The organism is Azospirillum sp. Marseille-Q6669 (genome assembly GCF_965111635.1).
Genome location: NZ_CBCOOP010000005.1, coordinates 60,381 through 86,386, shown reverse-complemented (window position 1 = coordinate 86,386; position 26,006 = coordinate 60,381). Strand labels below are relative to the sequence as shown.

Here is a 26,006-nt window from a genome sequence, read left to right as displayed (position 1 = left end):
AATCCGCCGTCCCGTGCAACGCGGCCGGGGGTGAAAAGTTCCCGAGGCGGACTATCGCGCGCGCCTCACTCCGGAAGCTCCATCAGCGCCGGGGTATCCGTCCACAGCAGGACGCAGCGCACCGCCTTGTCCGGGTAGATGGCGCGCAGCGCCGCGCGGTAGGCCTCCATCTGGCGGACATAGACGGGCGGCACGTCCTCCGCCCGGACGGGCGGCGGGCGGTTGGTCTTGTAGTCGACGATCCACACCGCGTCGTCCTCGATCACCAGCCGGTCGACCCGGCCCGACAGGGCGCGCCCGGTCACCAGACCGACCACCTCCACCTCGGCGCGGGAGTTGAGGCCGAACAGGCGGGCGAAGCGCGGGTCGGTCAGGACGCGCATCGTTTCGGATGCGATTTCATCCTGGCGTTCCGCCGTCAGCTCATGCCCGGGACGAGCAAGGTAGCGTCGGGCGGCGGCCTCCCGCGCGTCGGGCGGCAGGTCGGGCAGGGTCTGCATCAGCCGGTGGATCAGCAGGCCGCGCTTGAAGCGCGCCCCGTCGTCCTCGCCCAGCGGGGAGCGCATCGCCGGCTCGTCGCCGTCCGGGCGGGGGGGGTGGGGCGCGACGGCTCCGGCTCCTCCGGCGCGGCGGCGGTCAGCCAGGGCGGGGCGGCCTGCGTCGCCAGCACGCGGCCGGCCCCGGCGCCGTCCGGCTTGGGAACGGCGGTCTGCGGGTCGGCCAGCCGCCACCCCTCGCCGCTCCAGCCGTCCGGGCAGAGGGTGGAGAAGTCGAAGGGGTGCGGCACGCCGATCTCGCCCATCGCGGCCTCGACCAGCTTGTACCAGCAGGCGTCGGACGGCTCCTTCTTGCCCTGGTAGCCGCAGACGTACAGCCGGTCCTCCGCGCGGGTCAGCGCGACGTACAGCAGGCGCCTGTACTCCTGGTCGCGGCGGCGGTTGGCGCGGGTGCGCGCCTCGGCACACAGCGCATCCTCCTGCGAGCGGCGGGCGGCGAACAGCGGCACGGCGCAGCCCTCGTCGGGCCAGAGGATCGGCGGGCTCTGGGTCGGCGTGCCCAGCGTGTCGGGCAGGAAGACGATGGGCGCCTGGAGCCCCTTGGAGCCGTGCACCGTCATGATGCGTACGCGTCCGCCGCCCTGTTCCAGCTCGCGCTTGATCTCCGCCTCGCTGGCCGCCAGCCAGGCCAGGAAGTTCTGGAGGGAGGGCGGCTCGGTCTTCTCGAAAGCGAGGCTTACGGCCAGGAACTCGTCCAGCGGGTCCTGCGCGTCGGGGCCGAGCCGCTTCAGGAGGGCGCGGCGGCCCGACCCGTCCGGATCGGCGGGGCAGGGGGCGGCCAGCAGCCCGGCGAACAGCTCGTAGGGCGCCAGGAAGTCGGTGCGGGCGAGCTGGGCGCCCAGATAGCGGCGGGCCGGGCGGTAGGCCGGGTCGTCCTCCGCCTTCGCCACAAGCGCCCGCCACAGCGTGCCGCGCCGCCCGTGGGCGAGGTCGAAGAGCTGGTCCTCGCTCAGCCCGATCAGCGGTCCCTTGAGGACGGTGGCCAGCGTCAGGTCGTCTTCCGGCAGCAGCAGGAACTCGCACAGCGCCATCAGGTCCATGACCGCCAGCTGCTCGGTCAGCACCATGCGGTCGACGCCGGCCACCGGAACGGCGCGGTCCTTCAGGGCGCGCACCAGCTCCGTCACGAAGGCGGTGCGGCGGCGGACCAGCACCATGACGTCGCCGGGCTGGATCGGCCGGCCCCGCGACTCGAGCGACTCGCCGCGCTGGGTCCAGTCGCGGATGGTGTCGGCGATGACCGCGGCCAGCCGGGCCGACGGCGAATCGGCGGCCTCGCGCTCCACCGGGGGCGCCCAGGCGGGCGGGTCGGCGGCCTCCGCCGGCTTCACCGGGGGCCACAGCTCGACCAGACCGGCATGGCCGCGGCGGAAGGCGCGGTGGCGGATCACCGGGCTCGTTTCGGAAGCGACACCATCCTTGGCGCCGTCCAGCCGGAACACCGCGTCCACGGTCTGCAGCACGGTGGCGGTGGAGCGGAAGGAGATGTCCAGCGCCACCGCGTGCCAGTCGCGCTCGGCGGCCTTGGCGCGGGTCTGGAAATGGCGGCGCATCCGGGCGAATTCGGCGGGGTCGGCGCGCTGGAAGCTGAAGATCGACTGCTTCTCGTCGCCCACCGCGAAGACGGTGCGGGTCGTTTCGCCCCCGTCACGGGCGCTGAGCCCGGCGAAGAACTCCTCGGCGATGGAGCCGACGACCTGCCACTGCTCCGGGTTGGTGTCCTGCGCCTCGTCGATCAGGATGTGGTCGAGGCCGCCGTCGAGCTTGAACAGCACCCAGGGCACGGCGGGCACGCCATCCTTGCCGCGCAGCAGGGCGTTGGCCGACAGGATCAGGTCATCGTAGTCGAGCAGCGCCTTGGCCTTCTTCTTCGCCTCGTAGGCGCTCAGAAGCGACTCGGCCAGGGTCAGCAGGGCGGTGGTGGAGGCGGCGACTCCGGCCGAGCGAACCCGTTTCATCAGCGAAACGAGCCTCTCGGCCTCACGTTCCAGCGCCGCCAGAGCGGCGGGGAAGGATGTGGCCGGCTTCTTGGTGATCAGGGTCTTGCGCGCGCCGCCCTCCGCCGTCAGGAAATGGCGGGCGTAGATCTGGAAGGCGCGCATCCGGCTGTCCGCGGCGTCGAGCCAGCCCTGGATGCCGACTCCGCGCTCCTCGTCGGTCTTGCTGCCGGTGGACAGCGCGCGGCAGGCGTCGCGCAGCCCCGGAACGTCGAAGGCGTCGTCGGCGCAGGCCTCGCGCAGGATGGTGGCCTCGGTGATGCCGGGCGGCACGCCCAGCGCCTCGTGGACCGCGTCCACCACGCCGTCCAGCCCGTGGAAACTCTCGAGCAGGCGCTGGATTCGTCCGCGCTCGCTGGCCAGTTCGGCCAGGATGTCGGCGAACTCCTCGGCGTTCAGGTCGGCGGTCAGGCGGGCCATCGCCTTGCCGAGCGGGCTGTCCGGCGCGGCGCGCCCGGCGTGCAGCACCTCGTCCCGCGCCTCGGTCAGCAGGCCGGCGGCGGTGCGCTCGTCCATCACCTCGAAATGCGGGGCGAGCCCGGCCTCCAGCGGGAAGCGGCGCAGCAGCGACTGGCAGAAGGCGTGGATGGTCTGGATCTTCATGCCGCCCGGGCAATCCACCACCTGGGCGAACAGCCGCCGGGCGATGGTGCGGGTCTCCGCGCTCGGGCGCTCGCCGCAGAGGTCGGCGAGCCGGTCCTCCAGCCCTTCGTCGGGCAGGGTCGCCCAGATGCCCAGCGTGCGGTTGATGCGGATGGACATCTCCGCCGCCGCCGCCTTGGTGAAGGTCAGGCAGAGGATGCGCGCCGGCGCGGTGCCGGACAGCATCAGCCGCAGCACGCGGTCGGTCAGCACCTTCGTCTTGCCGGACCCGGCGGAGGCGCCCACCCACACCGACGACAGCGGATCGGAGGCGAGCCGCTGCGCGACGTTGGGGTCTAGCGGAAGCTCGCGGACGGGGAAGTCGAGGACGGTCATGGGCGGGTCGTCGTGTGAGGAGGTGCGGCCCCCACCCTCCCCATGCGGCGCATGGGTCCCCTCCCCCTCCCCGCTGGGCAGGGGAGGGCATTCGGGGCGTGCGGCGGCCGTTCCCTCCCCGCCCAGCGGGGAGGGTTAGGGTGGGGGTTATGACGTGGGCTCATCACCCTCACCCCCATCGCCGCCCGCCGACCATTCCTGCACTCGCGCGAGGTGGGCGTAGTCGGTGTAGCGCGGCGCCATGGCCGGGCGGGGGCAGGAGCGGTAGGGGGTGGCGGGGTCGTCGAAATGGCGGATCAGCTCCTCCAGCCCGGTGCGGGCCTCGGCGGCGAGCGTCGCCGGGTCGCCCTTCACCGCCTTCTCCTCGCCCGGCGGATCGCCGCCGGACAGGCGCCAGAAGGCCAACTCCGCGACCCGGTTCCGGGCCACCCCGGCGAAACCGCCGGCCTCGGCCATGGCGGCCTCCAGCGGCAGTTGCGGGGCGAAGCCCAGCTCGATCTCGCGGGTCGAGGGCGGGGTGCCGGTCTTGTAGTCGATCAGGACCAGCCCCTCGCCGCCCGAATCGATGCGGTCGGCCTTGGCGGTCAGCAGGAAGGGACCGGCGGGGCCGTGCAGCGCCAGTTCGCCCGACACCTCGGTGGCGAGCGGCTTCAGGGTGCGGCGGCGGTCGCGCTCCTGCCCGACGAACCACTCGGCGATGCGCTCGAAGCGCGGCCACCAGAAGGCCCAGACGTCGGGATGGCTGTGCAGCAGCGGGCCGAAGGACTCGCGCCCCATCGCCAGCAGCCGGTGCAGCGCGTCGTCGGGCAGGTGGCCAGGATAGGCCTTCACGAAGGCGTCCAGCGCCGCATGGATGAACTGGCCGCGGTCGGCGGCGCCGGGGTCGGCGGCGATGGGGTCGAGCTTGCGGAGATTCAGCACATGCTCGGCGTAGATGGCGTAGGGGTCGCGCATCCACTTCTCGATCTTGGTGACCGACAGCTTGCGCGGGCGGGCGGACACCGGCGGGCGCGGCTCCGGCGGGGCGACGGGGCGCACGGCGTCCGGCTCGTCCAGACCGCGCGCCCAGGCCAGCCAGGGCTCCCCGGCCAGCTCGATCCGCCCGTCCAGACCCAGCGCGCGCAGCACCGTCTCCAGCCGCAGCAGCCAGCGCGACGGGACGGTCGGCGTGCCGTCCACCCGCTCCGCGCGGGTCAGCACGACCTCCTCCGCGCCGCAGGCATGGGTGAAGTCGTGGGCGGACAGGCCGACCATGCGTTCCGGGCTGGGCAGGCCGAAATCCCGGCGCATCGGGCGCGACATCCAGGGATCGGCGCCGGGGTCGGGCGGCCAGGTCCCCTCGTTCAGCCCGCCGAGGACCAGCAGGTCGAAATGCTGAAGGCGCGCTTCCATGGGGCCGAGGATGTAGAGGCGCGGGTGCAGGCCGAAGCGCGGGCGCACCGGGCGCATCGCCATCAGCGCGTCGAGCAGCGCCGGATAGTCCTTGCCGGGAACGGCAGGGAAGCCGTCCGCCGCCTCCAGCAGCTCATGGACGAAGGTCGCGGCCTCCTCGCCGTCGTCCTGCCGCCACAGGAACTCCGACCCCGGCGCGTCGGTGCGCGAGGCCAGCGCCTCGGCGAAGGCGACGTGCGCGCGGACGAGGTCGCTGAGCGGGGCCTCGCTGAACAGCACCTCCATGAAGGGGGCGGCGAGCGTTTCCAGATTTTCCAGCCAGCTGAGCAGGGCGGCCTGCTGGTCCGGGTGGTCGAAGCGGGCGGCGGCCTTCAGGGCGGCGATCAGCCCGGCGAAGCCCTCCGCCGGGCGGGGGCCGCGCAGGACGGTGCGCTCCAGCGCGCGGGCGGAGCGGCGGAACTCCGCCGGGTCGTGTCCGCCGGCGGCCAGCGGGTGCTTGGCGAGCGCCAGCAGGGCCAGCGGGTGGGCGCGGCTGGCGGCCAGCTCGGCGGTCAGCCGCAGATAGGTGCCGACGGCGGTGTGGACGAGCGGCTGGCCCGCCGAGTCGTTAACCGCGATGCCCCAGCGGGTCAACGCCATGGCGACCCGGCGCGCGAGGTTGCGGTCGGGCGAGACCAGCGCCGCCGTCTTGCCCGGAGTCTCCAGCGCGTGACGGAGCAGGAGCGCGATGACCGACGCCTCCTCCTCCGCGGTCGGGGCGTCGATGCGGGTCAGCCCCTCCAGGGCCGCGGCGTCCAGCCCGTCCAGCTCCCGCCAGCTTTCCGTGGTGGCGGCGGGGCGCATGGCCTCGGCGAGCAGGCGGGCGCGGGCGGCCCGCGGCTCCTCCGCGTCGTTCCAGCGGCGCACGGCGGCGCGGCCGACCGACAGCCGGTCGAGCAGATGGGCGAGGCCGTGTTGCGGGTGCGCCTCGTCGGCGCGGATGGCGTCCCAACTCGCCTCGTCGGCCTCCAGGTCGAGGCCGGGCAGCACGACGGCGCCCTGCGGCAGGGCGGCGACCACCGCCAGCAGGTCGGCGGAGGCCGGGATGGAGCCGGTGGAGCCGGCGGCGATGACCAACCCCTGCGGCGGCTCCGCCCGCCAGAGCGCGGCTTGCGTCTGAAGCACGAGGTTGCGGCGCTGCGCCGGGTCGGTCAGCGCGCTGGCGCCGAGGATAGCCGGCCAGTGCTCCGTGACGATCTTCAGGAACTCCAGCGTCACCTGCCAGTGCTGAGCGTAATCCTCCGGCACCAGCGAGGCCAGCCGGTCGAAGGCGACATCCTCCGTCCATACCGCGTCGATCAGCCGTCCCAAATCGGCGCCCAGCCGCACCGCCTGCGCGGTGGTGGCCGACACGCCGGTCGCCTGGAGGATCAGCCGGGCCAGCATCATCTGGCGCTTCAGCCCGCTGATCGGGTCCGGCAGCTCCAGCGGCACGCCGGGCAGTTCCTCCGCCGAGGTCAGGCTGAGGGAGGCGGCGTCCAGCTCGCCCAGCGGGCTCATCCGCGGCAGCAGCATCGGCTGCCCGCCGGAGCGGCGCAGGAAGGCCTCGCGCAGCGAGCGGCAGGAGCGGCGCGTCGGCAGCAGGACGGTCACCCCGGCGAGCGCCAGCGGGTCGTTCCCCACGCGGTCCAAGATTCCCGCGGCGAGCTGGTCCACGAAGGACACGCCGGTGGGAATCGAATAGACCTTGGGCTCCGCCCTGCCGCTCATGCCTGCCCCGGAAGCTGTATCGTCAGACGCGCGAGGATACTAGATGTGGGGCAATGACACCACAAAGCGTCAAGGAATACAAAAATTCTCACAAAGGGTCGGTTGGGTGGCCGGTCAGGTGGTGACCACCGACACGTCGCTCATCGACAGCATCTCCTCGGTCTCGGCCAGTGCGTCGGGGGTGCCGATGTGGAACCACAACCCGTCGTGGGCGAGGCCGAAGAGGCGCCCGGCCTCCTGCGCGCGGTCCCAGATGCGGTTGGTGGAGAAGGCGCCGTCGGGCGTGTCCTGCCCGAACAGCCCCGGCTTCACGATCTGGACGCCGGCGTAGACGAAGGGGGCAATCTCCTGCTCGCCGCGCCGGGTCAGCCGGCCCAGCGGGTCCATGTGGTAATCGCCGCGCCCCTCGTAGCCCACCGCCTTGGTGGTCGCCATCAGCAGCAGGAGCGCGTCCATCTCCTCCGGGTTCCAGTGGCGGGCCAATCGCGCCAGCGTGGGGGAGGGGCCGTCGAGCCACAGGATGTCGGCGTTGACCACATAGACCGGGTCGGTTCCCAGCAACGGCAGCGCTTTCTTCACGCCGCCGCCGGTCTCCAGCAGCGTGGCCTCCGGCGATAGGGTGATGGCCGGGGCGGTGCGCCCCGCCAGATGGGCGGCGATCATCTCGCCCTTGTAATGGCTGTTGACCACGGCGGCGGTCACGCCGGCCTCCTCCAGCCGGTCGAGCGCGTGGTCGAGCATCGGCTTGCCCATTACCGGGATCAGGGGTTTCGGGCGCTCCAGGGTCAGCGGGCGCATCCGCAGGCCCAGCCCGGCGGCCATCACCATGGCTTTCGTGGGGGCGGTTGTCACAGGCGTGGTCTTGGTACGGGTCTTCTTCGAGACAGGCGACATAATCAATCCGGCTCCGGAACGACAAGCTCCGCGCGGGTTCCCGGCGGCAGATGACGGGTAAACCAGTCGGCGACCGGAGCCAGCTCGGGCTTGGCGAACTGGCCTTCCAGAAGCCGCCAGACGCGCGGCAGGTGAAGGAGATAGCCGCGTCGGCGCTGCAACGCCAGACGCACGAAGATGGCGAGGATGCGGGTGTGCCGGATCGCCCCCAGCACCGCGTAGGAGCGGCGGAAGGCCTCCCAGTCCCGATCCGGGAAGGCAGTGCGGTAGCGTTCCAGCAGCACGCCCTCCAGCCCGGCGGGCAGGTCGCGGCGGGCGTCCTCCAGCAGCGACACCAGATCGTAGGCGACGGGGCCGAGCCCGGCGCTCTGGTAATCGATCAGCCCCGCCGCCCGGAGGCCGGGCCGCGGCAGCCGCATCACGTTGTCCACATGGTAATCGCGCAGCAGCAGCGACTGCGGCCCGGCGCAGGCCCCCGGCACCACCGCGTTCCACGCCGCGTCGAAGTCGGACCGGGCCTCGTCCGACAGCGGTTTTCCCGTCGCCGCGGGCATGTAGACCTCGGCGAACAGCGCCACCTGCTGCGTGAACAGGCCCGCGTCGTAGAGCGGCAGGTTCAGGCAGGCCGCCTCCTCCACCGGGAAGCGGCGGTGCAACTCGATCAGAACGTCGGTCGCCAGCTCGTAGAGCGGGCGCGGCTCCTCCCCGGCGTTCAGCAGGCGGGTCAGGGTGCCGTCGCCGAAATCCTCCTGGATGGCGAGCCCCGCCTCCACCTCCGCCGCCAGGATGGCGGGGACCGAGAAGCCCAGCCGGTCCAGGGTGGCGCCGATGGCGATGAAGGGCGCCAGATCCTCCGCCGGGGCGGGGGTGTCGACCAGGATCAGCGTCCCGCCGTCCGGAGTCGTCAGGCGCTCGTAGCGGCGTGCCGAGGCGTCGCCGGCCAGCGGCTCGCGTTTGGCCCCCTCCAGCCCGTGGCGGGCGAGGAAGGCGGCGATCTGCGACGCGCGGTCGGTCACGGCCGCTCCAGTCCGGTGAGGTCGATTGTGGTGAGGCGCGATTCCCAGGCGCCGTGGCCGGTCAGGGTGGCGCGGCGCTCGGTCGGCCCGGCGAAGCTCATCACGATGTCGAGGCGGTCGGCGGGCAGCAGCGGCCCCAGCCGGTCCGGCCATTCCACCAGCAGGACGGCCTCGGCGCGGGCCTCGTCCCAGCCCAGTTCCGTCACCTCGTCGGGGCCGGACAGGCGGTAGAGGTCGAAATGCCAGACCGGGCCGATGTCGGTGTCGTAGGTCTGCACCAGCGTGAAGGTGGGGGACGGCACCTCCGCGTCCTCCTCCGTCACGGCGCGGATCAGGGCGCGGCACAGGGCGGACTTGCCGGCGCCCAGGTCGCCGCGCAGGGCCACGAGGTCGCCGGGCGCCAGCGCCGCGGCCAAACGGCGGGCCAGGGCTGCGGTCGCGTCCTCGCTCGGCAGCGCGACGGCGCGCGCGGTGGGGGGGGATTCGGTCTGGTTCATCGTGTCAAACAGGGTCGGATCAGCGGCGGGAGGCGGCCTTGCGCGGCACCGGGCCGGGGAGGGGGGGGTGCGGGGGCAGGCTCCGCCGCCTCGGCGCGGTCCTCCACCAGACGCGGCGGCTTCTTGAAGTTCATGGTGATCATCAGCGTCAGGGCGCCGTTGATCAGGTGGATCATCTTGTCGGACTCGACGGGCAGGGGGATCTTGCGCCCCATGCAGTAGGACACCAGCGCCGCCGCGACCTCGGACTCGTGCAGCGTCATGCTGCAGTCGTCGCCCTCGTCCCCGGTGACCTGGATCAGCGTCTCCACCCCGCCGCCGCCGGGCTGGCCGGGGCGGTAGGTGACCTTGCCGACCGTGCCGTTGGGCAGCGGTTCGCGCATCCGGCGGCGGCGGTCGAGCACGGCCTTCACGACCTCCTGGTCGGTGAACACGAGGCAGCGCAGCTCCTTCATCGCCAGTCCTTCATCGCGGCCGCTCCGGCACGGGGAAAACGCGCAAATCCTACCCCACCGCGACCGCGCGCCCAGAAGGAAATCGGCGGGACCGCACCCATTTTGCGCGCGCCGTCCGCTCTCCCCGTGCAGGGCGGGGTTGACCGGGGGCGCGAAACCGGACAATTGAAGGCGTCATCGTTCCCCCGTTTGCACAAGGCAGCGCGTCCCATGTCGCACACCGTCCATCGCACCGACGTCGTCATCGTCGGCGCCGGCCCCGTCGGTCTCTTCGCCGTGTTCGAATGCGGCATGCTGAAGATGCGATGCCATGTGGTGGACGCGCTGGACATGGTGGGCGGGCAGTGCACGGCGCTCTACCCGGAAAAGCCGATCTACGACATTCCGGCTCACCCGGCCATCGAGGCCGCCGACCTGATCGACCGGCTGGCGGAGCAGGCCGCCCCCTTCAGCCCGACCTATCATCTGGGTCAGCAGGTCGAGAAGCTGACCCGGACGGACGAAGGGCGCTGGCTGGTGGAGACCAGCATCGGCACCCGCATCGACACCCAGGCGGTGATCATCGCCGCCGGCTGCGGCGCCTTCGGCCCCAACCGCCCGCCGCTGGACGGGCTGGAGCAGTATGAGGGCACGTCGGTCTTCTACATGGTCCGCCGCAAGCAGGACTTCGCCGGCAAGCGCGTGGTGATCGCCGGCGGCGGCGACTCCGCCGTGGACTGGACGCTGTCGCTGGCCGACGTGGCGGAGAAGGTCTATGTCGTCCACCGCCGGCCCAAGTTCCGCGCCGCCCCGGAAAGCGTCGCCCGCATGGACGTCCTGGTCCGCGAGGGCAAGGTGGAGATGGTGGTGCCCTACCAGCTCTCCGGTCTGGTGGGCGGGAACGGCCAGCTCTCCGCCGTGCGCGTCGCCACGCTGGACGGCGAGGAGAAGGACCTGCCGGCCGACGCGCTGCTCGCCTTCTTCGGCCTGTCGATGAATCTGGGGCCGATCGCCGAGTGGGGCCTGAACCTGGAGCGCAGCCACATCGGCGTCAGCCTGCCCGGCTGCGCCACCAGCGCCCCCGGCGTCTACGCCATCGGCGACATCGCCACATATCCCGGCAAGCTGAAGCTGATCCTCTGCGGCTTCTCCGAGGCCGCGCAGGCGGCCCACGCCATCCACCCGCTGGTCCATCCGGGCGAGGCGCTGCACTTCGAATATTCGACCTCCAAGGGTGTTCCCGGCGCCGAGTAAGAACGGAAACGGGCCGCCGGGGGTACCGGCGGCCCGCTCCGTCAGCGGCTGACGGGAGGCAGGAGATCAGCCGCCGCGGGGGCCATTACCCGGACCCGGACCGCGGCCGGGGCCTTCGCCGTGCATCGGGCCGTGACCGTGGTGGCGCATGCCCGGACCACCCATGCCACCGCCCATCATGCCGTGCCCGGCGCGGTCGAGGAAGCGGTCGGCCTGCTTCTGCTGGTCCGGGGTGAGCTGGGCGTAGAGGTCGGTCAGCGCCGGGCGCACCTGCTGAAGCTGGGCGAGACGGGCCGACATCATGGCCTCCATGCGCTCAAGCCGGGCCGGGGCGGCGGCGGGCATCGGCTGGTCCTTGTACTTGGCGCAGAGGTCCTGGGTGGGCTTCTGGCTCGCGTTCGCGGCGTCGGCGAACTTGGTCCAGGCGGCGCGCTGCTGGTCGGTGATGTTCAGCTTCTTCTCGGCGTAGGCCAGCATGCCGGCCAGCCGGGCGTCCTGGTCCTCGCACATCCGGGAGAAATGCCGGCCGCCGTCCGGACCGGGGCCAGGGCCGGCGCCGGGACCCGGCTGCTGCTGGGCGAAGACCGGCACGGCGAGGCCGAGACCGAGAACCAGCGCGGCGGTGGTCATCATAGCGCGTTTCATGGGGATGCTCCTTGTTATCGACGGGGTCTTGCGTTCCCGATGACCCCGATGATGGGCCGGCAACGTATCCGGTTGATGTCCGGCCTTCCGTGAATTGGTAACGCTGTGTAACAGCCGGGCTCCCCGTAACGTGGCGTTACACATTTCTTCTTCACCCCGGCGCCCGCGCATCGGATCATGCGTTCCATGGACCGCACACCTCACCTGCTGGTGGTCGACGACGACCGCGAAATCCGCACCCTCCTGTCGCAGTTCCTGACGCGGCACGGTTTCCGCGTGACCGGAGCCAAGGACGGGGTGGAGATGATGCGCACGCTGGACAGCGCGCGCGTGGACCTGATCGTGCTCGACCTGATGATGCCGGGGGAGGACGGGCTGAGCCTGTGCCGCCGCCTGCGCGCCGCCCCCGAGACGGCGCAGACGCCGGTCATCATGCTGACCGCGATGGGCGAGGAGACGGACCGCATCGTCGGGCTGGAGATGGGGGCCGACGACTATCTGGCGAAGCCCTTCAGCCCGCGCGAGCTGCTGGCCCGCGTCAAGGCCGTGCTGCGCCGCGCCTCCGGCCCGCCGATGGCCGGCGGCGCCACGGGCAAGACGCTGGGCTTCGAGGGCTGGACGCTTGACCTCGCCAAGCGGGAGCTGCGCTCGCCCGACGGGGTGCTGGTGCAGCTCTCCGCCGGGGAATACGACCTGCTGGTCGCCTTCGTGGAGCATCCGCAGCGGGTGCTGACCCGCGACCAGCTGCTCGATCTGGCGCGCGGCCGCTCGGCGGTGCCCTTCGACCGCTCCATCGACGTGCAGGTCAGCCGCCTGCGCCGCAAGATCGAGCCCGACCCGGCCGACCCCACCATGATCAAGACGGTGCGCGGCGGCGGCTATCTGTTCACCCCGGCGGTGACGGGAGGCTGAGTTGGAGACTGCCCGCAAGAGCCGCCTGCTGGTGGCCCGGCGCTGGCTGCCGGACAGCATCGCCTCCCGGCTGGTGCTGACCGTGGTTTTGGCGCTGCTGCTGACCCAGGCGGTCAGTGCGCTGGTCTACCTCACCGACCGTCCTCCGGGACCGCCGGCCCACAGCCTGCGCGTCCTCGTCCAGCGCGTCACCGCCATCGTCCAGCTCGTGGAGAGCACCCCGCCGCCCGAGCGGCGGCGGCTGGTCAAGGCGATCGACGACCCCGTGCTGCGGGTGGACTGGAATCCCGAGACGCCGCGCTTCGCCAACCAGCGCGAGGGCTTTCCCTTCGACCGGCTGCGCCGCGCCATCCGCGGCGAACTGGACGATCCCGACCGCGCCGTGGTGGTCGAGGTCCGGCGGGAGCGCCCGATGCCCGGCCCCTTCCCGGTGGACGAGCACCGCTGGGGCGCCGACGTCCGGCTGTCGGTGGGGCTGAAGGACGGGTCCTGGCTGACCTTCGTCGGCGGCGACCCGCTGGAGGGGCCGTTCCGGCTGCTGCGCTTCGCGCTGTGGATGGCCGGCATCGTCGGGGCGGTGGCTCTGGTCTCGGTCTGGACGGCGCGCCGCATGACTGCCCCCATCGCGCGCTTCGCCGACGCGGCGGAGCGGCTGGGCGTGGACGGCGAGGCGCCGCCTCTGCCCGAAGCCGGTCCCCAGGAGCTGCGCGCCGCCACCCGCGCCTTCAACCGGATGCAGGCGCGTCTGGCCCGCTTCGTCGCCGACCGCACCCAGATGGTGGCGGCGATGAGCCACGATCTGCGCACGCCTCTGACCCGCCTGCGCCTGCGCGCCGAGCTAGTCGAGGACCCGGAGATGCAGCGCAAGATGCTCGCCGACCTCGACGAGATGGCGGCGATGATCAACGCCACGCTGGCCTTCGCCCGCGACGACGCCAAGCACGAGCCGCGCGGCCCGCTCGACCTCGCCGACCTGCTGCAGAGCCTGTGCGACGACCGCGTGGACGCCGGTCACGAGGCGGCCTACGAGGGGCCGGCGCACGCGACGGTGGACGGCCGCCCGGTGGCCCTGCGCCGCGCCTTCGCCAACCTGATGGACAACGCCATCGCCTACGGCGGCGGCTTCACCGTGCGCTTGCGGCCCGCGGACGGGGAATTGCGGGTGGAGATCGAGGACGGCGGTCCCGGCATCCCGGAGGCGGAGTTCGAGAAGGTCTTCGCCCCCTTCTACCGGCTGGAGCGCTCGCGCTCCCGCGACACTGGCGGGGTGGGGCTGGGGCTGGCCACCGCCCGCACGGTGGTGCGCGGCCACGGCGGCGACATCGCGCTGGCGAACCGCCTGGAGGGAGGACTGCGGGTAACGGTGACCCTGCCGCGGTGAGCTTTAGGGACTTCGCATAGGCATCAATTTCGGTAGTTTTGCCCCCACCCCGGCCCTCCCCGCTGCGCAGGGGGGGGAGATTGTTGCGAATGGGCGGCAGTTCCCTCCCCTGCAAAGCGGGGGAGGGTTAGGGTGGGGGCAACGGCTGGCATCCGTTAGACTCCAGAATGCACCGCAACATCGGCGGCGCAGCGGCGTTTAACGGTGCAGGATCAACGTCACCGGAGGTTGCCGCCGTGCCGCAGATCGACCGTACCCCCGCGCCCGTGGACCGTCGCCCCCATGTCGTGATCGTCGGGGCGGGGTTCGGCGGGCTGGCCTGCGCGGAGGCCCTGGGCGGGACGAACATCCGCGTCACCATCATCGACCGGAACAATTATCACCTGTTCGTGCCGCTGCTCTATCAGGTGGCGACCGCCGCCCTGTCGCCCGCCGACATCGCCGAGCCGATCCGCCGGATCGTCAGCCGGCACCCCAACATCGACGTGGTGATGGGTGAGGTGACCGGCGTCGACCGCGCGGCCAAGCGGGTGGAGCTGGCCGACGGCAGCTTCGTTCCCTACGACCGGCTGGTGCTGGCCACCGGCTCCTCCTACAGCTATTTCGGGCACGACGACTGGGCGGAGATTGCCCCCGGCCTGAAGACCATCGAGAACGCCCGGCGGATCCGCGCCCGGCTGCTGATGAATTTCGAGCAGGCCGAGATGTGCGAGGACCCGGCCCGTCAGAAGGCGCTGATGACCACCATCGTGGTCGGCGGTGGCCCCACCGGGGTGGAGATGGCCGGGGCGGTAGCCGAACTGGCCCGCTTCACGCTGGCCCGCGACTTCCGCCGCATCGACCCGCGCACCGCCCGCGTCCTGCTGGTCGAGGCCGGGCCGCGCATCCTGTCCACCTTCCCGGACGACCTCGGCCAGTACGCCCGCCGCAAGCTGGAGGAACTGGGTGTCGTCGTGTTGACCGGGCAGGCGGTGGAGAGCATCACGCCGGAGGGTGCCACGGTCGGCGGGCGCTTCATCCCGGCGGGCGCCATCGTGTGGGGTGCCGGGGTCAAGGCGTCGCCCGCCGGGTCCTGGCTGGGGGTGGAGACCGACCGCAGCGGGCGCATCCCGGTCGGTGCCGACATGGCGGTGCCGGGCGTGCCGGACGTCTACGCGCTGGGCGACACGGCGGCGCTGGCCGGCGACGACGGCAAGCCGCTGCCCGGTCTGGCCCAGGTCGCCAAGCAGCAGGGCGAGCATCTCGGCGGCGGGCTGGAGGCCAGCCTGCTGCGCGGCCAGCCTTTGGAACCCTTCCGCTTCCGCAACCGCGGCAACACCGCCATCGTCGGGCGCAGCGCCGCCGTCTTCGATTTCGGGACGCGCAAGCTGAAGGGCTGGTTCGCCTGGGTGCTGTGGGCGATCATCCATGTCTATCTGCTGGTGAATTTCCACAAGCGGATGCTGGTCACCATGCAGTGGCTGTGGCGCTGGGCCACCTACCAGCGCGGCGCGCGGCTGATCACCACCGACCGTCCGGTGGCGGTTGCGGAATCCGTCACGTCACCGCATGGGGAGAAGGCCGAACCCTTTCGGGGGGTGAGGCGTGGTCAGGGCTGACCGGGCACATCAGGAGGCAGGAGGAAGCGGCAGGACGCAGCGGAAGCGGGTGCCGTTGCCCGGCCACTCCTCGACCTCCAACCGCCCGCCGTGCAGTTCCATGACGTTGCGGACGAGCGAAAGGCCCAGCGCCGCCGCGCCGCGCGGGTCGTTGCGGTCGTAGCGCGAGGGCAGGGCGGCCTCGCCCGGCCCGGCGCCGCTGCCCACGGTCAGCACGAGGGCGCCGTCGGTCCGCTCCCCGGACAGCAGGATGCGGCGGTCCGTCGGCGGGTGGCGGATGGCGCCGACGACCAGGGTGAACAGCGCCTGCTTCAGCCGCCGCTCGTCGCCCTCCACCTCGCCCAGCGCCGACGGGGCGGTGAGGTCGAGGCGCAGCCCCTCGCGCCGCGCCCATTCGCGGGTCAGCTCGCCCACCGTCTCCAGCAGGTCGGGCACGTCCACGGTGCCGCGGTCCAGCGTGGTCACCCCGGCCCCCAGGCTGGTCATGTCGACCACGTCGTCGATCAGCTCCAGCAGCCGTTCGCCCGCGTTCAGGACGCCCTTCACATACTCGATCTGGCGCGGGTTCAGCTCCCCGAAATACTGGTTCGCCAGGACCTCGGCGAAGCCGATGATGCCGTTCAGCGGGTTGCGCAGATGGTGCGAGACGTTGGCGATGAACTCGCTCTTCAACTGGTCAGCGGCCTCCAGCGCGGCGTTGGAGGCGCGCAGCGCCTGCTCCAGCCGGGCGCTGTCGGTGACGTCCAGATAGCTGTTCAGCACCGCCCCGTCGGGCAGCGGCAGGGTGGAGAACTCCACCACCGACCCGTCCGCCCGCTCCAGACGGCCCGAGCGCACGGCGCGCTCCAGGGTCGCGCCGATCATCTCGTCCTTCAGGCTGTCCCAGTCGCCGCCGTTCTCCAGGAAGGGCCGCATCCGCTCGAACAGGCCGGAGATGTGCGGCTCGCCCAGCAGGTCCTCGTCGTCGAGGTCCCAGACGCGCGCGAAGGCCGGGTTGGACAGCTTCAGCCTCCCGTCGCCGCCGAACACCGCGATGCCCTCGGCCAGATTGTCCAAGGTCTCCTGCTGCACGGCGATCAGCGTGTTGTAGGAGGATTCCAGGGCCAGCGTGTTGGTCACGTCCTCCAGGATCTGCATCAGCCCGCCCAGCGGGTGGGGGGCGGCGAGGCTGCGCAGCGTCGTGCCGTCCGGCAGATGCATCAGCTCCTCGACCGGCTCCAGCAGGCGGGTGTAGCGGCTCAGCCGCTCGCGCTTGTAGCTCTGGTAGTCGGCGTATTCGGGCAGGCGGCGGCGGGTGCGCAGCTCCTCCAGGATCTCGCCGTGGGTGGGCTGGCTGCGCAGCCAGGACTCCTCCAGGTCCCACAGCCGGGCGTAGGCCTGGTTGAAGAAGGTCAGCCGCGTGTCGGCGCCGAAGATGGCGATGGCCGCACCCAGCCGCTCCAGCACCTCGCCATGGGCGGCGAGATGGCGGCTCAGTTCGCCGCGCATCTCCTCCACCGCCGTGACGTCCAGCGCGTAGCCGACGACCAGCGTGCCGCCGCCGTCGGGGGCGGGCAGGGGGGCCTCGGTGACCTCCAGCAGGCGACGCTCGGTGCCGATGACGGTGGAGACCCGCTCCGACTGGGCGACCCCGCTGCGAAGCGCGCGTTGCGCCAGGGAGCGCCCGGCGTCGCTCAGCTCCTTGCCGCTTTCCGGCACGGCGGCGGGGTCGGAATCCACGGCACGGGCGTAGGCACGGTTGCACCAGGACAGCGTCTGTCCGGCGCCGCGCAGCCACACCGGCAGCGGCAGGGCGTCCACCGCCGCGCGCAGCTCGGCCAGCGCCGATTCGGCGTCGCGCTGTTCGCGGGTGAGCGTCTCCCGCTCGGTGCAACGGTCGGTGATGTCCTCCAGCCAGACGACGTTCTGGTGTCCGGCGTCCCGGTGCCCGGCGCCTTCCGTTCCTTCGGACAGCCCGCCGGCCCGCCCCCCGCTCAGCAGCAGGCGCCGTCCGCCGCGGGTCGTCGCCTCGACTCGGAAGCCTTCGCCCGTGGCGCGCAGGCGGCGGACGGCCTCGGCGACCCGCGGGGCGTCGGTGTCGGTGAAGGCGCCCGCGATGTCCTGGCCGGGCACGACGCCGAGCAGCCCGGCGCAGCCCGGCGCCGCGCTGACGGCGCCATCGGCGCTCCAGGCGCACCAGGGGTGGGGGGAGGCGGCCAGCAAGGCCTCCAGGCGCGCCACGTCGGCCGCCAGCCGGTCGCTGCGGCGGCGCTCCCTGCCGGTCCAGAACAGTCCGCCGAACCCGGCGGCGCCGAGGACGCCGGCAAAGCCCAGCACGGCGGGCGAGCCGGAGGGCCCGGCCATCAGGCCGACTCCCACCGCCAGCCCCAGAGCGGCGAAGGCGTATGATCGGGTCAGGACACTCACGCGGGTGAGACTAGTCCACGCCTCCCGGCGGAGCAAGGCGGGCCGGCGGTGGTGCCACTTTCGGGGTGGTGCGGCCCTTTCTCCCGGCTAAACCGCTTCTCCGATCCGTAGGGCGCGGATCGCCGCTTCGACCGCCGGGTAGGCGGCGCGCACCGCCGCCAGGGCCTGCTCGGCTCCGTCCGGGTCGCCGCGATGAGCGGCGAGTTCCAGGGCGGACGCGGCGCGGCCCAGCCGGTTGGCCCCCGCCGTGCGCGCCGCCCCGGCCAGCGTGTGGGCGGTGCCGCGGACGGCCTCCAGGTCGCACCGTTGCAGGGCGACGGTGGCCTCGTCCAGCAGGGGGCGGGTGGTTTCGAGGAAGAAATCCAGCATGTCCAGCGACGCCGCGTCGAAACCGCCGAAGGTGGTGCGGACATGGTCGAGGTCCAGCGCCTGCTCCGCCGTCGCGGCGGGCTCCGCCGCGGGCGGCTCGTCGGGGGGCATGACGCTGCCTTCGCCCAGCGCCCGGTTCAGGGCGGCGGCGAGCTGCTTCAGGGTCACCGGCTTGGCGATGTAGTCGTCCATCCCCGCTGCGGTGCAGCGCTCCATCTCGCCGGCCAGGGCGTTGGCGGTCATGGCGATGATGGCGGTGCGCGGGCGGGGACCGGGAGCCGGTTCGGAAGCCGATTCGGCGCTGCGGATCTGGCGCGACAGCTCGTAGCCGTCCATGCGCGGCATGTGGCAATCGGTGATCAGCAGGCGGTAGGGCCGGGCCCTCCAGGCGGTCAGCGCCTCCAGCCCGTCGCCGCTCAGGTCGGCCTCGAAGCCGAGCTGGCGGAGCTGGCGCAGGATCACCTGCTGGTTCGTCGGGTGGTCCTCCGCCACCAGGATCGTCGGCGGGGGCGCCGCCGGGTTGATCGCCGGGTTGATGGCCGCCGGACCACCATCCGTCACGGCAAGCGGGGAATCGGCCTGGCGGTCCGGGGGAACGGCGCGCCCGGCCAGGGCGGCCAGACGGCGAAACAGGGCGTCGCGGCGGATCGGGCGGCCGAGATGGTCGTGGCGCGGCGGCTGTCCCGCGGACGGGGCGCCGTCCCCGCCGGCTTCCGGCGGGCAGTCGCCGGCCTGCTCCCGCCCGTCCACCAGATGCAGCGTGGGCGGCGGGCGGACTCCGGCGGCGGCGATACGGGCCAGCACCGCCGGCGCCGACAGCCGCGGGTTGGGCGCGCCGGGCGCGTCGTCCGGATGGTGTTCCAGCAGGCCGTCGGAGAGGACCAGCAGGTCGGCGTCGGCCATCGTCAGCAACTCCACCGCCTCGTCCGCCGTCGTGGCGTCGGCGACGGCGGCGCGCTTGTCCTCCAGCGCGCGGATCAGAACGGCGCGCTGCACCGGGTCCGGGTCCGCCACGATGATGGACAGGCCGGTCAGGTCGGTGTCGTCGCCGGGGACCGTGCGCGGGTCCCCCGGGGCCAGATCGACCGTGAACCAGAAGGTGGCGCCGCAGCCCGGCGCCGACTCCACACCGATGCGCCCGCCCATCATCTCCACCAGACGGGCGCAGATGGCCAGCCCCAGCCCGGTGCCGCCGAAGCGGCGGGTGGTCGAGCTGTCGGCCTGGCTGAAGGGCTGGAACAGTCGGGCCTGGCCGGCGCCGCTGATGCCGATGCCGGTGTCCTCCACCGAGAAGCGCAGGCGCAGCCGGTCCGACCCGGCGTCGGACGGCTCCAGCCGGGTGCGCAGGACGACCCGACCGGCGTCGGTGAACTTGATGGCGTTGCCCGTCAGGTTGAACAGGATCTGGCGCAGCCGCCCGGGGTCGCCGCGCACCGCCGCGGGCACCTTGCGGTCGAGGTCGCAGACGAGAAGCAGCGCCTTCTGGTGGGCTTGCGGGGCCAGCAGCTCCGCCACCCCCTCCACCAGCTCGCGCGGGTCGAGGTCCATCTCGTCGAGGTCGAGCTTGCCCGCCTCGATCTTGGACAGGTCCAGGATGTCGTCGATGATCCGCAGAAGCGCCGTCGCGCTGTCGCGCACGGTGGTGACGAGTTCGGTCTGCTCCGCGTCCAGCGGGGTCAGAGCGATCAGCTCCAGCATGCCCAGCACGCCGTTCATCGGGGTGCGGATCTCGTGGCTCATGGTCGCCAGGAATTCCGACTTGGAGCGGGCGGCGACCTCCGCCTGCTCCTTGGCGTGGCGCAGATCCTCCTCGGCGCGCTTGCGGCCGGTGATGTCGTAGCTCCAGGCGAGGATCGCCGGCTCCCCCTCGAACTCCGTGCGCTGCAGCGTCTGGACCGCCCAGACGCGGCTGCCGTCGGGCCGGTCCACCGCCACCTCGACGTCTCGGGCGACCAGCCCGGGGCCGTCCTGCGGCAGGGCGCGTCCCTGCAGGGTGGCGCCGGGAAGGGCCAGCGCGTGGCGGCGCCCGACGAAGGCGTCCGGCGGCAGCCCGGCCAGCTCCGCCGCGCGGGCGTTGGCGAAGGCCACCGAGCCGTCGGGCCGCCCGATCGACACGCCGACCGGGCTCTGCTCCAGGATCGCGCGCAGGCGGCGCTCGCTGTCCGACAGGGCGTGCTCGCGCGAGCGGATGGTGGCGACGAAGTAGTGCAGGGCGCGCGCCATGTCGGCGATCTCGTCCTGCCCGTGGGTGGGGATGGCGACGGACCGCCCGGCGGCGGACGCGGCCATGGCCGACTGCAGGCCGCGCAGCCGCCGCACCACGTTGCGGTGGATGTAGAGGAAGATGCCGAGCGCGCCGAGGATGGAGACCACGGCCATCGCCAGGATGGCGTTCTTGCCGTCGCGGATCACCCGCTCGAACTCGCCGGAGCGGGCGGCGATGTCCTGCTCAATGGTCAGGAAATGATCGGACACCGCGCCGACCAGCCGGTCGGAGACGTTCTGGTTGCGCGCGATGGAGCCCTTGATGGCGCGGGCCAGCCCGATTTCCGTCAGGCGGCTGTTGAACAGGTTGTGTTCCCCGAGCCCCAGCGTCTCCAGCTCCCGGTACAGCGGCTCCAGGTCGAAGGCGGCGCCGGGGGGCAGGGCGGCCACGACCTCCGCCGCGCGGTCCATCGCGGCGCGGTAGTCCTGCCGCAGCCGGTCCACCCGAGCCTCGTGGTCGGCGCGGGAGGCGGCGAGCATCAGCAGGACGGCGTGCTGCGCCTCCGCCGTCCACAGGTCGATCCGCCGTTCGACGCCCCGGGCCTCCTCCCACTCCTCCAGGGTCCGGGGGGCGGTGGCCTTGTCCCGCAGCGCTTCCTCGGCGTTGCGGATGCGTTCGGCCAGCTGCATCAGGCGGCCGACCAGCCCGCCCGTCTCCGCCGCGGCGGCGAGCTGGCGCTCCACCTGGGTGTTCAGGGTCATCAGGTTGGCGATCAGCTCGTTCTTGCGGCGCTGCAGCTCGGCCACGTCGGCTACGTCGGTGCCGCGGTCGCGCAGCCGGTTCATCAGGTCTTCCAGCAGGGCGATCTGGTCGCTCAGCCGGGCCATCACCGATTCGCGCACCGACTGGCTCTGCACCGCCACCAGGGCCGGGGCGTTGGCGGCCAGGGTGCCGCTCTGCTGGGCCAGCTGCGAGGCGTTGACAAGGCCCGGCACCTTGGCCGTGGCGATCTGCTCGAACCCCTCATGGAAGCGGCCGAAGAGGGAGACGGCCACCACGCCGGTGGCGGCGGTCAGGCCGGCGATCACGGTCAGACCCGCCAGGATGCGAAACGCCACGCCCAGCCGGGGAAGCCGCATGCCCGTCCCTCGATTCTTGTCGTCCGCTTGAGATAACACGGGCAATCGACCGGGCGCAATTCACACCCCCGCGTCGCAATCGCACGCTGCGCACTCGGGCACCGGGCAAGGGGGCACCGGGCAAGGGAGCGCCGGGCGGGCTTGACCCGCGCCGGTTGCCGGACCAAAGCTGATCCGTAGGCGGCAAAGAGGGATGGTCGATGGGCTTGGTCCGGTCTTTCGCGCGCGCCGCGATGGTCGTCGCGGTCCTGGCGGCGGCGGTGTCCGCGCCATCCGCCGGCCTGCGGGCCGAAACCATGGAGGACGTGCGGGAGCGCGGGCTGCTGCGCTGCGGCGTCTCGTCCAGCGGCGCCGGTCTGGCGGCGGTGGACGACAGCGGCAACTGGCGCGGCTTCTTCGTGGACATGTGCCGGGCGCTGGCCGCCGCCGTCGCCGGCAAGGCCGACCGGGTGGAATTCGTCGAGACCAACTCCGAGAACCGCTTCGCCATCCTGCGCAACGGCGAGGTGGACGTGGTGATGGAGGGGACGACCTGGACCCTGCAGCGCGACGCCACCTTCGGCATCGACTTCCCGGCGGTCTACCTGTTCGACGGCCAGGGATTCATCGCGCACCGCGCCCAAGGCGTGGCCCGACTGTCCGATCTGCCGCCCGGCGCTTCCGTCTGCGTGATCGAGCAGACCACCACCCTGCGCAACCTGGAGGACTGGATGGCCCGCACCGGCGTGCGCTTCCGCCTGAAGCCGGTGCGCTCGACCGAGGGGGCGCTTTCGGCCTTCTTCAACCATCACTGCGACCTCTACACCAGCGACCGCATCGGGCTGCACGCCCAGCGCCTGCTGAAGGCCCCCGAGCGCGACGACTACGTCATCCTGCCGGAGACGATCTCCAAGGAGCCGCTGGGTCCGATGGTCCGCCCGGACGAGCGGCGATGGTTCGACATCGTGCGCTGGGTGTTCCTGGCCACCGTCCTGGCCGAGGAGAAGGGGATCACCGCCGCCAACGCCCCGCGTCTGAAGGAGGAGGCCGAGGATCCGGAGGTGCGCCGCCTCCTCGGGGCCACCACCGGGGTCGGCTGGGGGCTGGGGCTGGACGACGACTGGGCCTTCCGCGTGGTCACGCAGGTCGGGAACTATGGCGAGATTTTCGACCGCCATCTGGGCGCCGCCTCGCCGCTGGGCATCGACCGCGGGATGAACGGGCTGTGGATGAACGGCGGCCTGCACTACGCCCCGCCGCTTGGGGGATGAGGGCGGTTGAGCGGTGAGCGGTGGGCGGGCAGCGGCGCTCCGCCATGCCGCTTGGCCGGCCATGCCGCATTGCCTCATTGCCTTCGCGCCGGCTTTTCCCATGTTGTGGGCATGTTCGGCGAAAGGTTCGGCGAACGCTTCAAATCCGGGCGATCCGCCGCTATGGTGGCGCCTTCCGGGCGCCGCGCGGCCCGCTTCAGGCAGTTTCCCAGGCCATGACCAGACCCAACACCTACCGTTCCGGTCCCGACGAGCGCGGGCATTTCGGCATCTATGGCGGACGCTTCGTCGCCGAGACGCTGATGCCCCTGATCCTTGAGGTTGAGAAAGCCTACCGCGAGGCCCGGGCCGATCCCGCCTTCGAGGGCGCGATCCGCGAGCAGCTCAAGCAGTATGTCGGCCGCCCGAACCCGCTCTACTACGCCGAACGCCTGACGGAGAAGCTCGGCGGCGCGAAGATCTACTTCAAGCGCGAGGAGCTGAACCACACCGGCGCGCACAAGATCAACAACTGCATCGGCCAGATCCTGCTCGCCCGCCGCATGGGCAAGAAGCGGATCATCGCCGAGACGGGCGCCGGCCAGCACGGTGTCGCGACCGCCACGGTCTGCGCGCTGTTCGACATGCCCTGCGTCATCTACATGGGCGAGACCGACATCGCCCGCCAGCAGCCCAACGTCTTCCGCATGAAGCTGCTGGGGGCCGAGGTGGTTCCGGTGACCTCCGGCGCGCGGACGCTGAAGGACGCGATGAACGAGGCGCTGCGCGACTGGGTCACCAACGTCGCCGACACCTACTACCTGATCGGCACCGCCGCCGGCCCGCACCCGTACCCCGCCATGGTCCGCGACTTCCAGTCGGTGATCGGCGACGAGGTGCGCGTGCAGATGCAGGAGTTGGAGGGCCGCCTTCCGGACAGCCTCGTCGCCTGCGTCGGTGGCGGCTCCAACGCCATCGGCCTGTTCCATCCCTTCCTTGACGACCCGTCGGTGCGGATGGTTGCGGTCGAGGCCGCCGGCCACGGCATCGACAAGGGACCGCTGGCCCACGCCGCTTCGATCACCGGCGGGCGCCCCGGCGTGCTGCACGGCAACCGCACCTACCTGCTGCAGGACGAGGACGGGCAGATCCTGGAAGGCCATTCCATCTCCGCCGGCCTGGATTATCCGGGCGTCGGGCCGGAGCACAGCTGGCTGCACGACATCGGGCGCGTTGAGTATGTCTCTGCCACCGACCAGGAGACGCTGGACGCCTTCCAGCTCTGCGCCCGCACCGAGGGCATCATCCCCGCGCTGGAATCGGCGCACGCGCTGGCGGAGATCGTGAAGCGCGCCCCGAAACTGCCCAAGGACCACCTGATGGTGCTCTGCCTGTCGGGCCGCGGCGACAAGGACATCTTCTCCGTCGCCCAGCATCTGGGAGTGAAGCTGTGAGCGCCCTCAACGACAAGGCCATCGACAATGGCCGCATCGCCCGGCGGTTCGCCGCGCTGAAGGCGGAGGGCCGCGCCGGCCTCGTCACCTTCATCACGGCGGGCGACCCGGACCTGGAGACCTGCCGTGCCGTCCTGCACGGCCTGCCCGCCGCGGGCGCCGACCTGATCGAGCTGGGGCTGCCCTTCTCCGACCCGATGGCCGACGGCCCGGCGATCCAGGCGGCCAGCCTGCGCGCGCTCCACGCCGGGACGACGGCGCGCAAGACGCTGGACCTCGTGCGCGGCTTCCGCGCGACGGACGCCGACACGCCGGTCATCCTGATGGGCTATTACAACCCGATCCACGCCTATGGGGTGGACCGCTTTCTGGCCGACGCCATCGAGGCCGGGGTGGACGGGCTGATCGTCGTCGACCTGCCGCCCGAAGAGGACGAGGAGCTGTGCATCCCGGCGTTGAAGGCCGGGGTGAACTTCATCCGTTTGGCGACGCCGACCACCGACGACAAGCGCCTGCCGACGGTTCTCCAGAACACCTCGGGCTTCGTCTATTACGTGTCGATCGCCGGCATCACCGGTGCGGCCAGCGCCGACAACGCCGCGGTGGGCGCCGCGGTGGAGCGTCTGAAGCGCCACACCGACCTGCCGGTGGCGGTCGGCTTCGGCATCAAGACGCCGGAGCAGGCGGCCGATGTCGCCCGCGTCGCCGACGCGGCGGTGGTCGGCTCGGCCATCGTCACGCGGCTGGCCGGCGGGCTGGCCGCGGACGGCAAGGCCCGTCCGGGTCTGGCCGAGGATGTGCTGGGCTTCGTCCGGGAACTGGCCGGCGGCGTGCGCGGCGCGCGCGGTTGAGTGCGCCGGCCTGCGAGCGCCGGCTGAGCGGGATATCAGGAAGAATTCAATGAACTGGCTTACCAACTACGTCCGCCCCAAGATCCGCGCCCTCTATGCCCGCAAGGAGGTTCCCGACAACCTCTGGCACAAGTGCCCGAGCTGCGAGGCGATGCTCTTCCACCGCGATCTGGAGGAGAACCTCAACGTCTGCCAGCATTGCGGCTTCCACATGCGGCTGGACCCGATCAAGCGGCTGGCCTCGATGTTCGACGAGGGCGATTACCAGTCGGTCGAGCTGCCGAAGTCGGTGGTCGATCCGCTGAAGTTCCGCGACCAGAAGCGCTACACCGACCGCCTGAAGGAAGCCCAGACCAAGACGGGCCGCCATGACGCCATCGTCGTCGGCTCCGGCCTGATCGGCGGGCAGCCGGCGGTCGTCGCGGCCTTCGACTTCGGCTTCATGGGCGGCTCGATGGGCATCGCGGTGGGCGAGGGCATCCTGGCCGCCGCCCGCACCGCCATCGCCCAGAAGGCGGCGCTGATCGTCGTCCCGGCCTCGGGCGGCGCCCGCATGCAGGAAGGCATCCTGTCGCTGATGCAGATGCCGCGCACCACCATCGCGGTGGAGATGGTCAAGGAAGCCGGCCTGCCCTACATCGTGGTGCTGACCGACCCGACGACCGGCGGCGTGACCGCCTCCTTCGCGATGATCGGCGACATCCACATCGCCGAAAAGGGCGCGCAGATCGGCTTCGCCGGCGCCCGCGTGATCGAGAGCACGATCCGCGAGACCCTGCCGGAGGGCTTCCAGCGCTCCGAATATCTCCAGGAGCACGGCATGGTGGACATGGTCGTCCATCGCCGCGACCTGCGCCCGACCCTGTCGCGCGTTCTGAATCTGCTGATGCAGCCGGTCCTGGCCGTGCCGTCGGAAGCGCTGCCGGCCGCGGCCGTCCAGGCGGAAGAGCCGCGCAGCCAGGCCGAGGCCGCCGACGAGACGCCGGCCCAAGCTGGCGCCGAAAGGGCCGGCGCCGAGAGGACCGGCTCCGAGCAGCCGGCCTGATCC

The 26,006-nt window shown here is 72.1% G+C and carries 18 protein-coding genes; 8 read left to right on the top strand and 10 right to left on the bottom strand.

Annotated features, from left to right (window positions below; all coding sequences use genetic code 11):
* Positions 1-65: 65 nt before the first annotated feature.
* From ACWPXE_RS25660 to ACWPXE_RS25630, 7 genes are all read right to left on the bottom strand, one after another.
* Entirely contained in the window at positions 66-566 is a 501-nt protein-coding gene (locus ACWPXE_RS25660) for a PD-(D/E)XK nuclease family protein (protein WP_454020124.1), read from the bottom strand.
* Positions 512-3,532, bottom strand: a complete 3,021-nt coding sequence (gene addA, locus ACWPXE_RS25655) for a double-strand break repair helicase AddA (protein WP_454020123.1) — start codon at positions 3,530-3,532, stop codon at positions 512-514. Before addA ends, ACWPXE_RS25660 begins: the two co-directional genes overlap by 55 nt.
* Positions 3,533-3,679: 147 nt before the next feature.
* Entirely contained in the window at positions 3,680-6,673 is a 2,994-nt protein-coding gene (addB, locus tag ACWPXE_RS25650; RefSeq protein WP_454020122.1) for a double-strand break repair protein AddB, read from the bottom strand.
* A 114-nt stretch (positions 6,674-6,787) separates the two neighbouring features.
* Positions 6,788-7,567 carry a nucleotidyltransferase family protein gene (locus ACWPXE_RS25645; protein ID WP_454020121.1) on the bottom strand — a complete coding sequence of 260 codons (780 nt, stop codon included), beginning with the start codon at positions 7,565-7,567 and terminating at the stop codon, positions 6,788-6,790.
* A 2-nt stretch (positions 7,568-7,569) separates the two neighbouring features.
* On the bottom strand, positions 7,570-8,583 hold the full coding sequence (locus tag ACWPXE_RS25640; protein ID WP_454020120.1) for an aminoglycoside phosphotransferase family protein: 1,014 nt from the start codon (positions 8,581-8,583) through the stop codon (positions 7,570-7,572).
* The gene (gene tsaE / locus ACWPXE_RS25635) at positions 8,580-9,080 is read right to left on the bottom strand and encodes a tRNA (adenosine(37)-N6)-threonylcarbamoyltransferase complex ATPase subunit type 1 TsaE (protein ID WP_454020119.1); all 501 of its coding nucleotides are present in this window, start codon (positions 9,078-9,080) and stop codon (positions 8,580-8,582) included. Before tsaE ends, ACWPXE_RS25640 begins: the two co-directional genes overlap by 4 nt.
* Positions 9,077-9,535, bottom strand: a complete 459-nt coding sequence (locus ACWPXE_RS25630) for a hypothetical protein (RefSeq protein ID WP_454020118.1) — start codon at positions 9,533-9,535, stop codon at positions 9,077-9,079. The genes tsaE and ACWPXE_RS25630 overlap by 4 nt, the downstream gene beginning before the upstream one ends.
* Before the next feature lie 210 nt (positions 9,536-9,745).
* On the opposite strand from ACWPXE_RS25630, the gene ACWPXE_RS25625 reads away from it, so the two are divergent.
* Positions 9,746-10,768 (top strand): NAD(P)/FAD-dependent oxidoreductase, encoded by a 1,023-nt coding sequence (locus ACWPXE_RS25625; RefSeq protein WP_174438822.1) that lies wholly within the window; start codon positions 9,746-9,748, stop codon positions 10,766-10,768.
* Between the two features lie 66 nt (positions 10,769-10,834).
* Here ACWPXE_RS25625 and ACWPXE_RS25620 read toward each other — a convergent pair whose 3' ends face one another.
* Positions 10,835-11,413 (bottom strand): Spy/CpxP family protein refolding chaperone, encoded by a 579-nt coding sequence (locus ACWPXE_RS25620; protein ID WP_200484766.1) that lies wholly within the window; start codon positions 11,411-11,413, stop codon positions 10,835-10,837.
* A 186-nt stretch (positions 11,414-11,599) separates the two neighbouring features.
* On the opposite strand from ACWPXE_RS25620, the gene ACWPXE_RS25615 reads away from it, so the two are divergent.
* From ACWPXE_RS25615 to ACWPXE_RS25605, 3 genes are all read left to right on the top strand, one after another.
* On the top strand, positions 11,600-12,325 hold the full coding sequence (locus ACWPXE_RS25615) for a response regulator (RefSeq protein ID WP_454020117.1): 726 nt from the start codon (positions 11,600-11,602) through the stop codon (positions 12,323-12,325).
* Position 12,326: 1 nt separating this feature from the next.
* Positions 12,327-13,706: an ATP-binding protein gene (locus tag ACWPXE_RS25610; RefSeq protein ID WP_454020116.1), complete on the top strand. Its 1,380-nt coding sequence runs from the start codon at positions 12,327-12,329 to the stop codon at positions 13,704-13,706.
* Between the two features lie 236 nt (positions 13,707-13,942).
* Positions 13,943-15,304, top strand: a complete 1,362-nt coding sequence (locus ACWPXE_RS25605; protein WP_454020115.1) for an NAD(P)/FAD-dependent oxidoreductase — start codon at positions 13,943-13,945, stop codon at positions 15,302-15,304.
* A gap of 9 nt (positions 15,305-15,313) precedes the next feature.
* Here the strand turns inward: ACWPXE_RS25605 and ACWPXE_RS25600 are convergent, their stop codons facing one another.
* Both ACWPXE_RS25600 and ACWPXE_RS25595 read right to left on the bottom strand, forming a co-directional pair.
* Complete coding sequence (locus tag ACWPXE_RS25600) at positions 15,314-17,710, bottom strand: PAS-domain containing protein (protein ID WP_454020114.1); 2,397 nt, start codon at positions 17,708-17,710, stop codon at positions 15,314-15,316.
* An 87-nt stretch (positions 17,711-17,797) separates the two neighbouring features.
* Positions 17,798-21,424 (bottom strand): ATP-binding protein, encoded by a 3,627-nt coding sequence (locus ACWPXE_RS25595; protein WP_454020113.1) that lies wholly within the window; start codon positions 21,422-21,424, stop codon positions 17,798-17,800.
* Between the two features lie 206 nt (positions 21,425-21,630).
* Between ACWPXE_RS25595 and ACWPXE_RS25590 the strand changes: the two genes are divergently transcribed.
* The 4 genes from ACWPXE_RS25590 (at position 21,631) to accD (ending at position 26,003) form a co-directional block, all read left to right on the top strand.
* Positions 21,631-22,674, top strand: coding sequence for an amino acid ABC transporter substrate-binding protein (locus tag ACWPXE_RS25590; RefSeq protein WP_454020112.1), 1,044 nt, complete (start codon positions 21,631-21,633; stop codon positions 22,672-22,674).
* A 215-nt stretch (positions 22,675-22,889) separates the two neighbouring features.
* A complete protein-coding gene (gene trpB / locus ACWPXE_RS25585) occupies positions 22,890-24,107 on the top strand; it encodes a tryptophan synthase subunit beta (protein ID WP_454020111.1) in 1,218 nt (405 codons plus the stop codon).
* Positions 24,104-24,958 carry a tryptophan synthase subunit alpha gene (trpA, locus tag ACWPXE_RS25580; protein WP_454020110.1) on the top strand — a complete coding sequence of 285 codons (855 nt, stop codon included), beginning with the start codon at positions 24,104-24,106 and terminating at the stop codon, positions 24,956-24,958. Before trpB ends, trpA begins: the two co-directional genes overlap by 4 nt.
* Before the next feature lie 49 nt (positions 24,959-25,007).
* Entirely contained in the window at positions 25,008-26,003 is a 996-nt protein-coding gene (accD, locus tag ACWPXE_RS25575; protein WP_454020109.1) for an acetyl-CoA carboxylase, carboxyltransferase subunit beta, read from the top strand.
* Positions 26,004-26,006 lie beyond the last annotated feature (3 nt).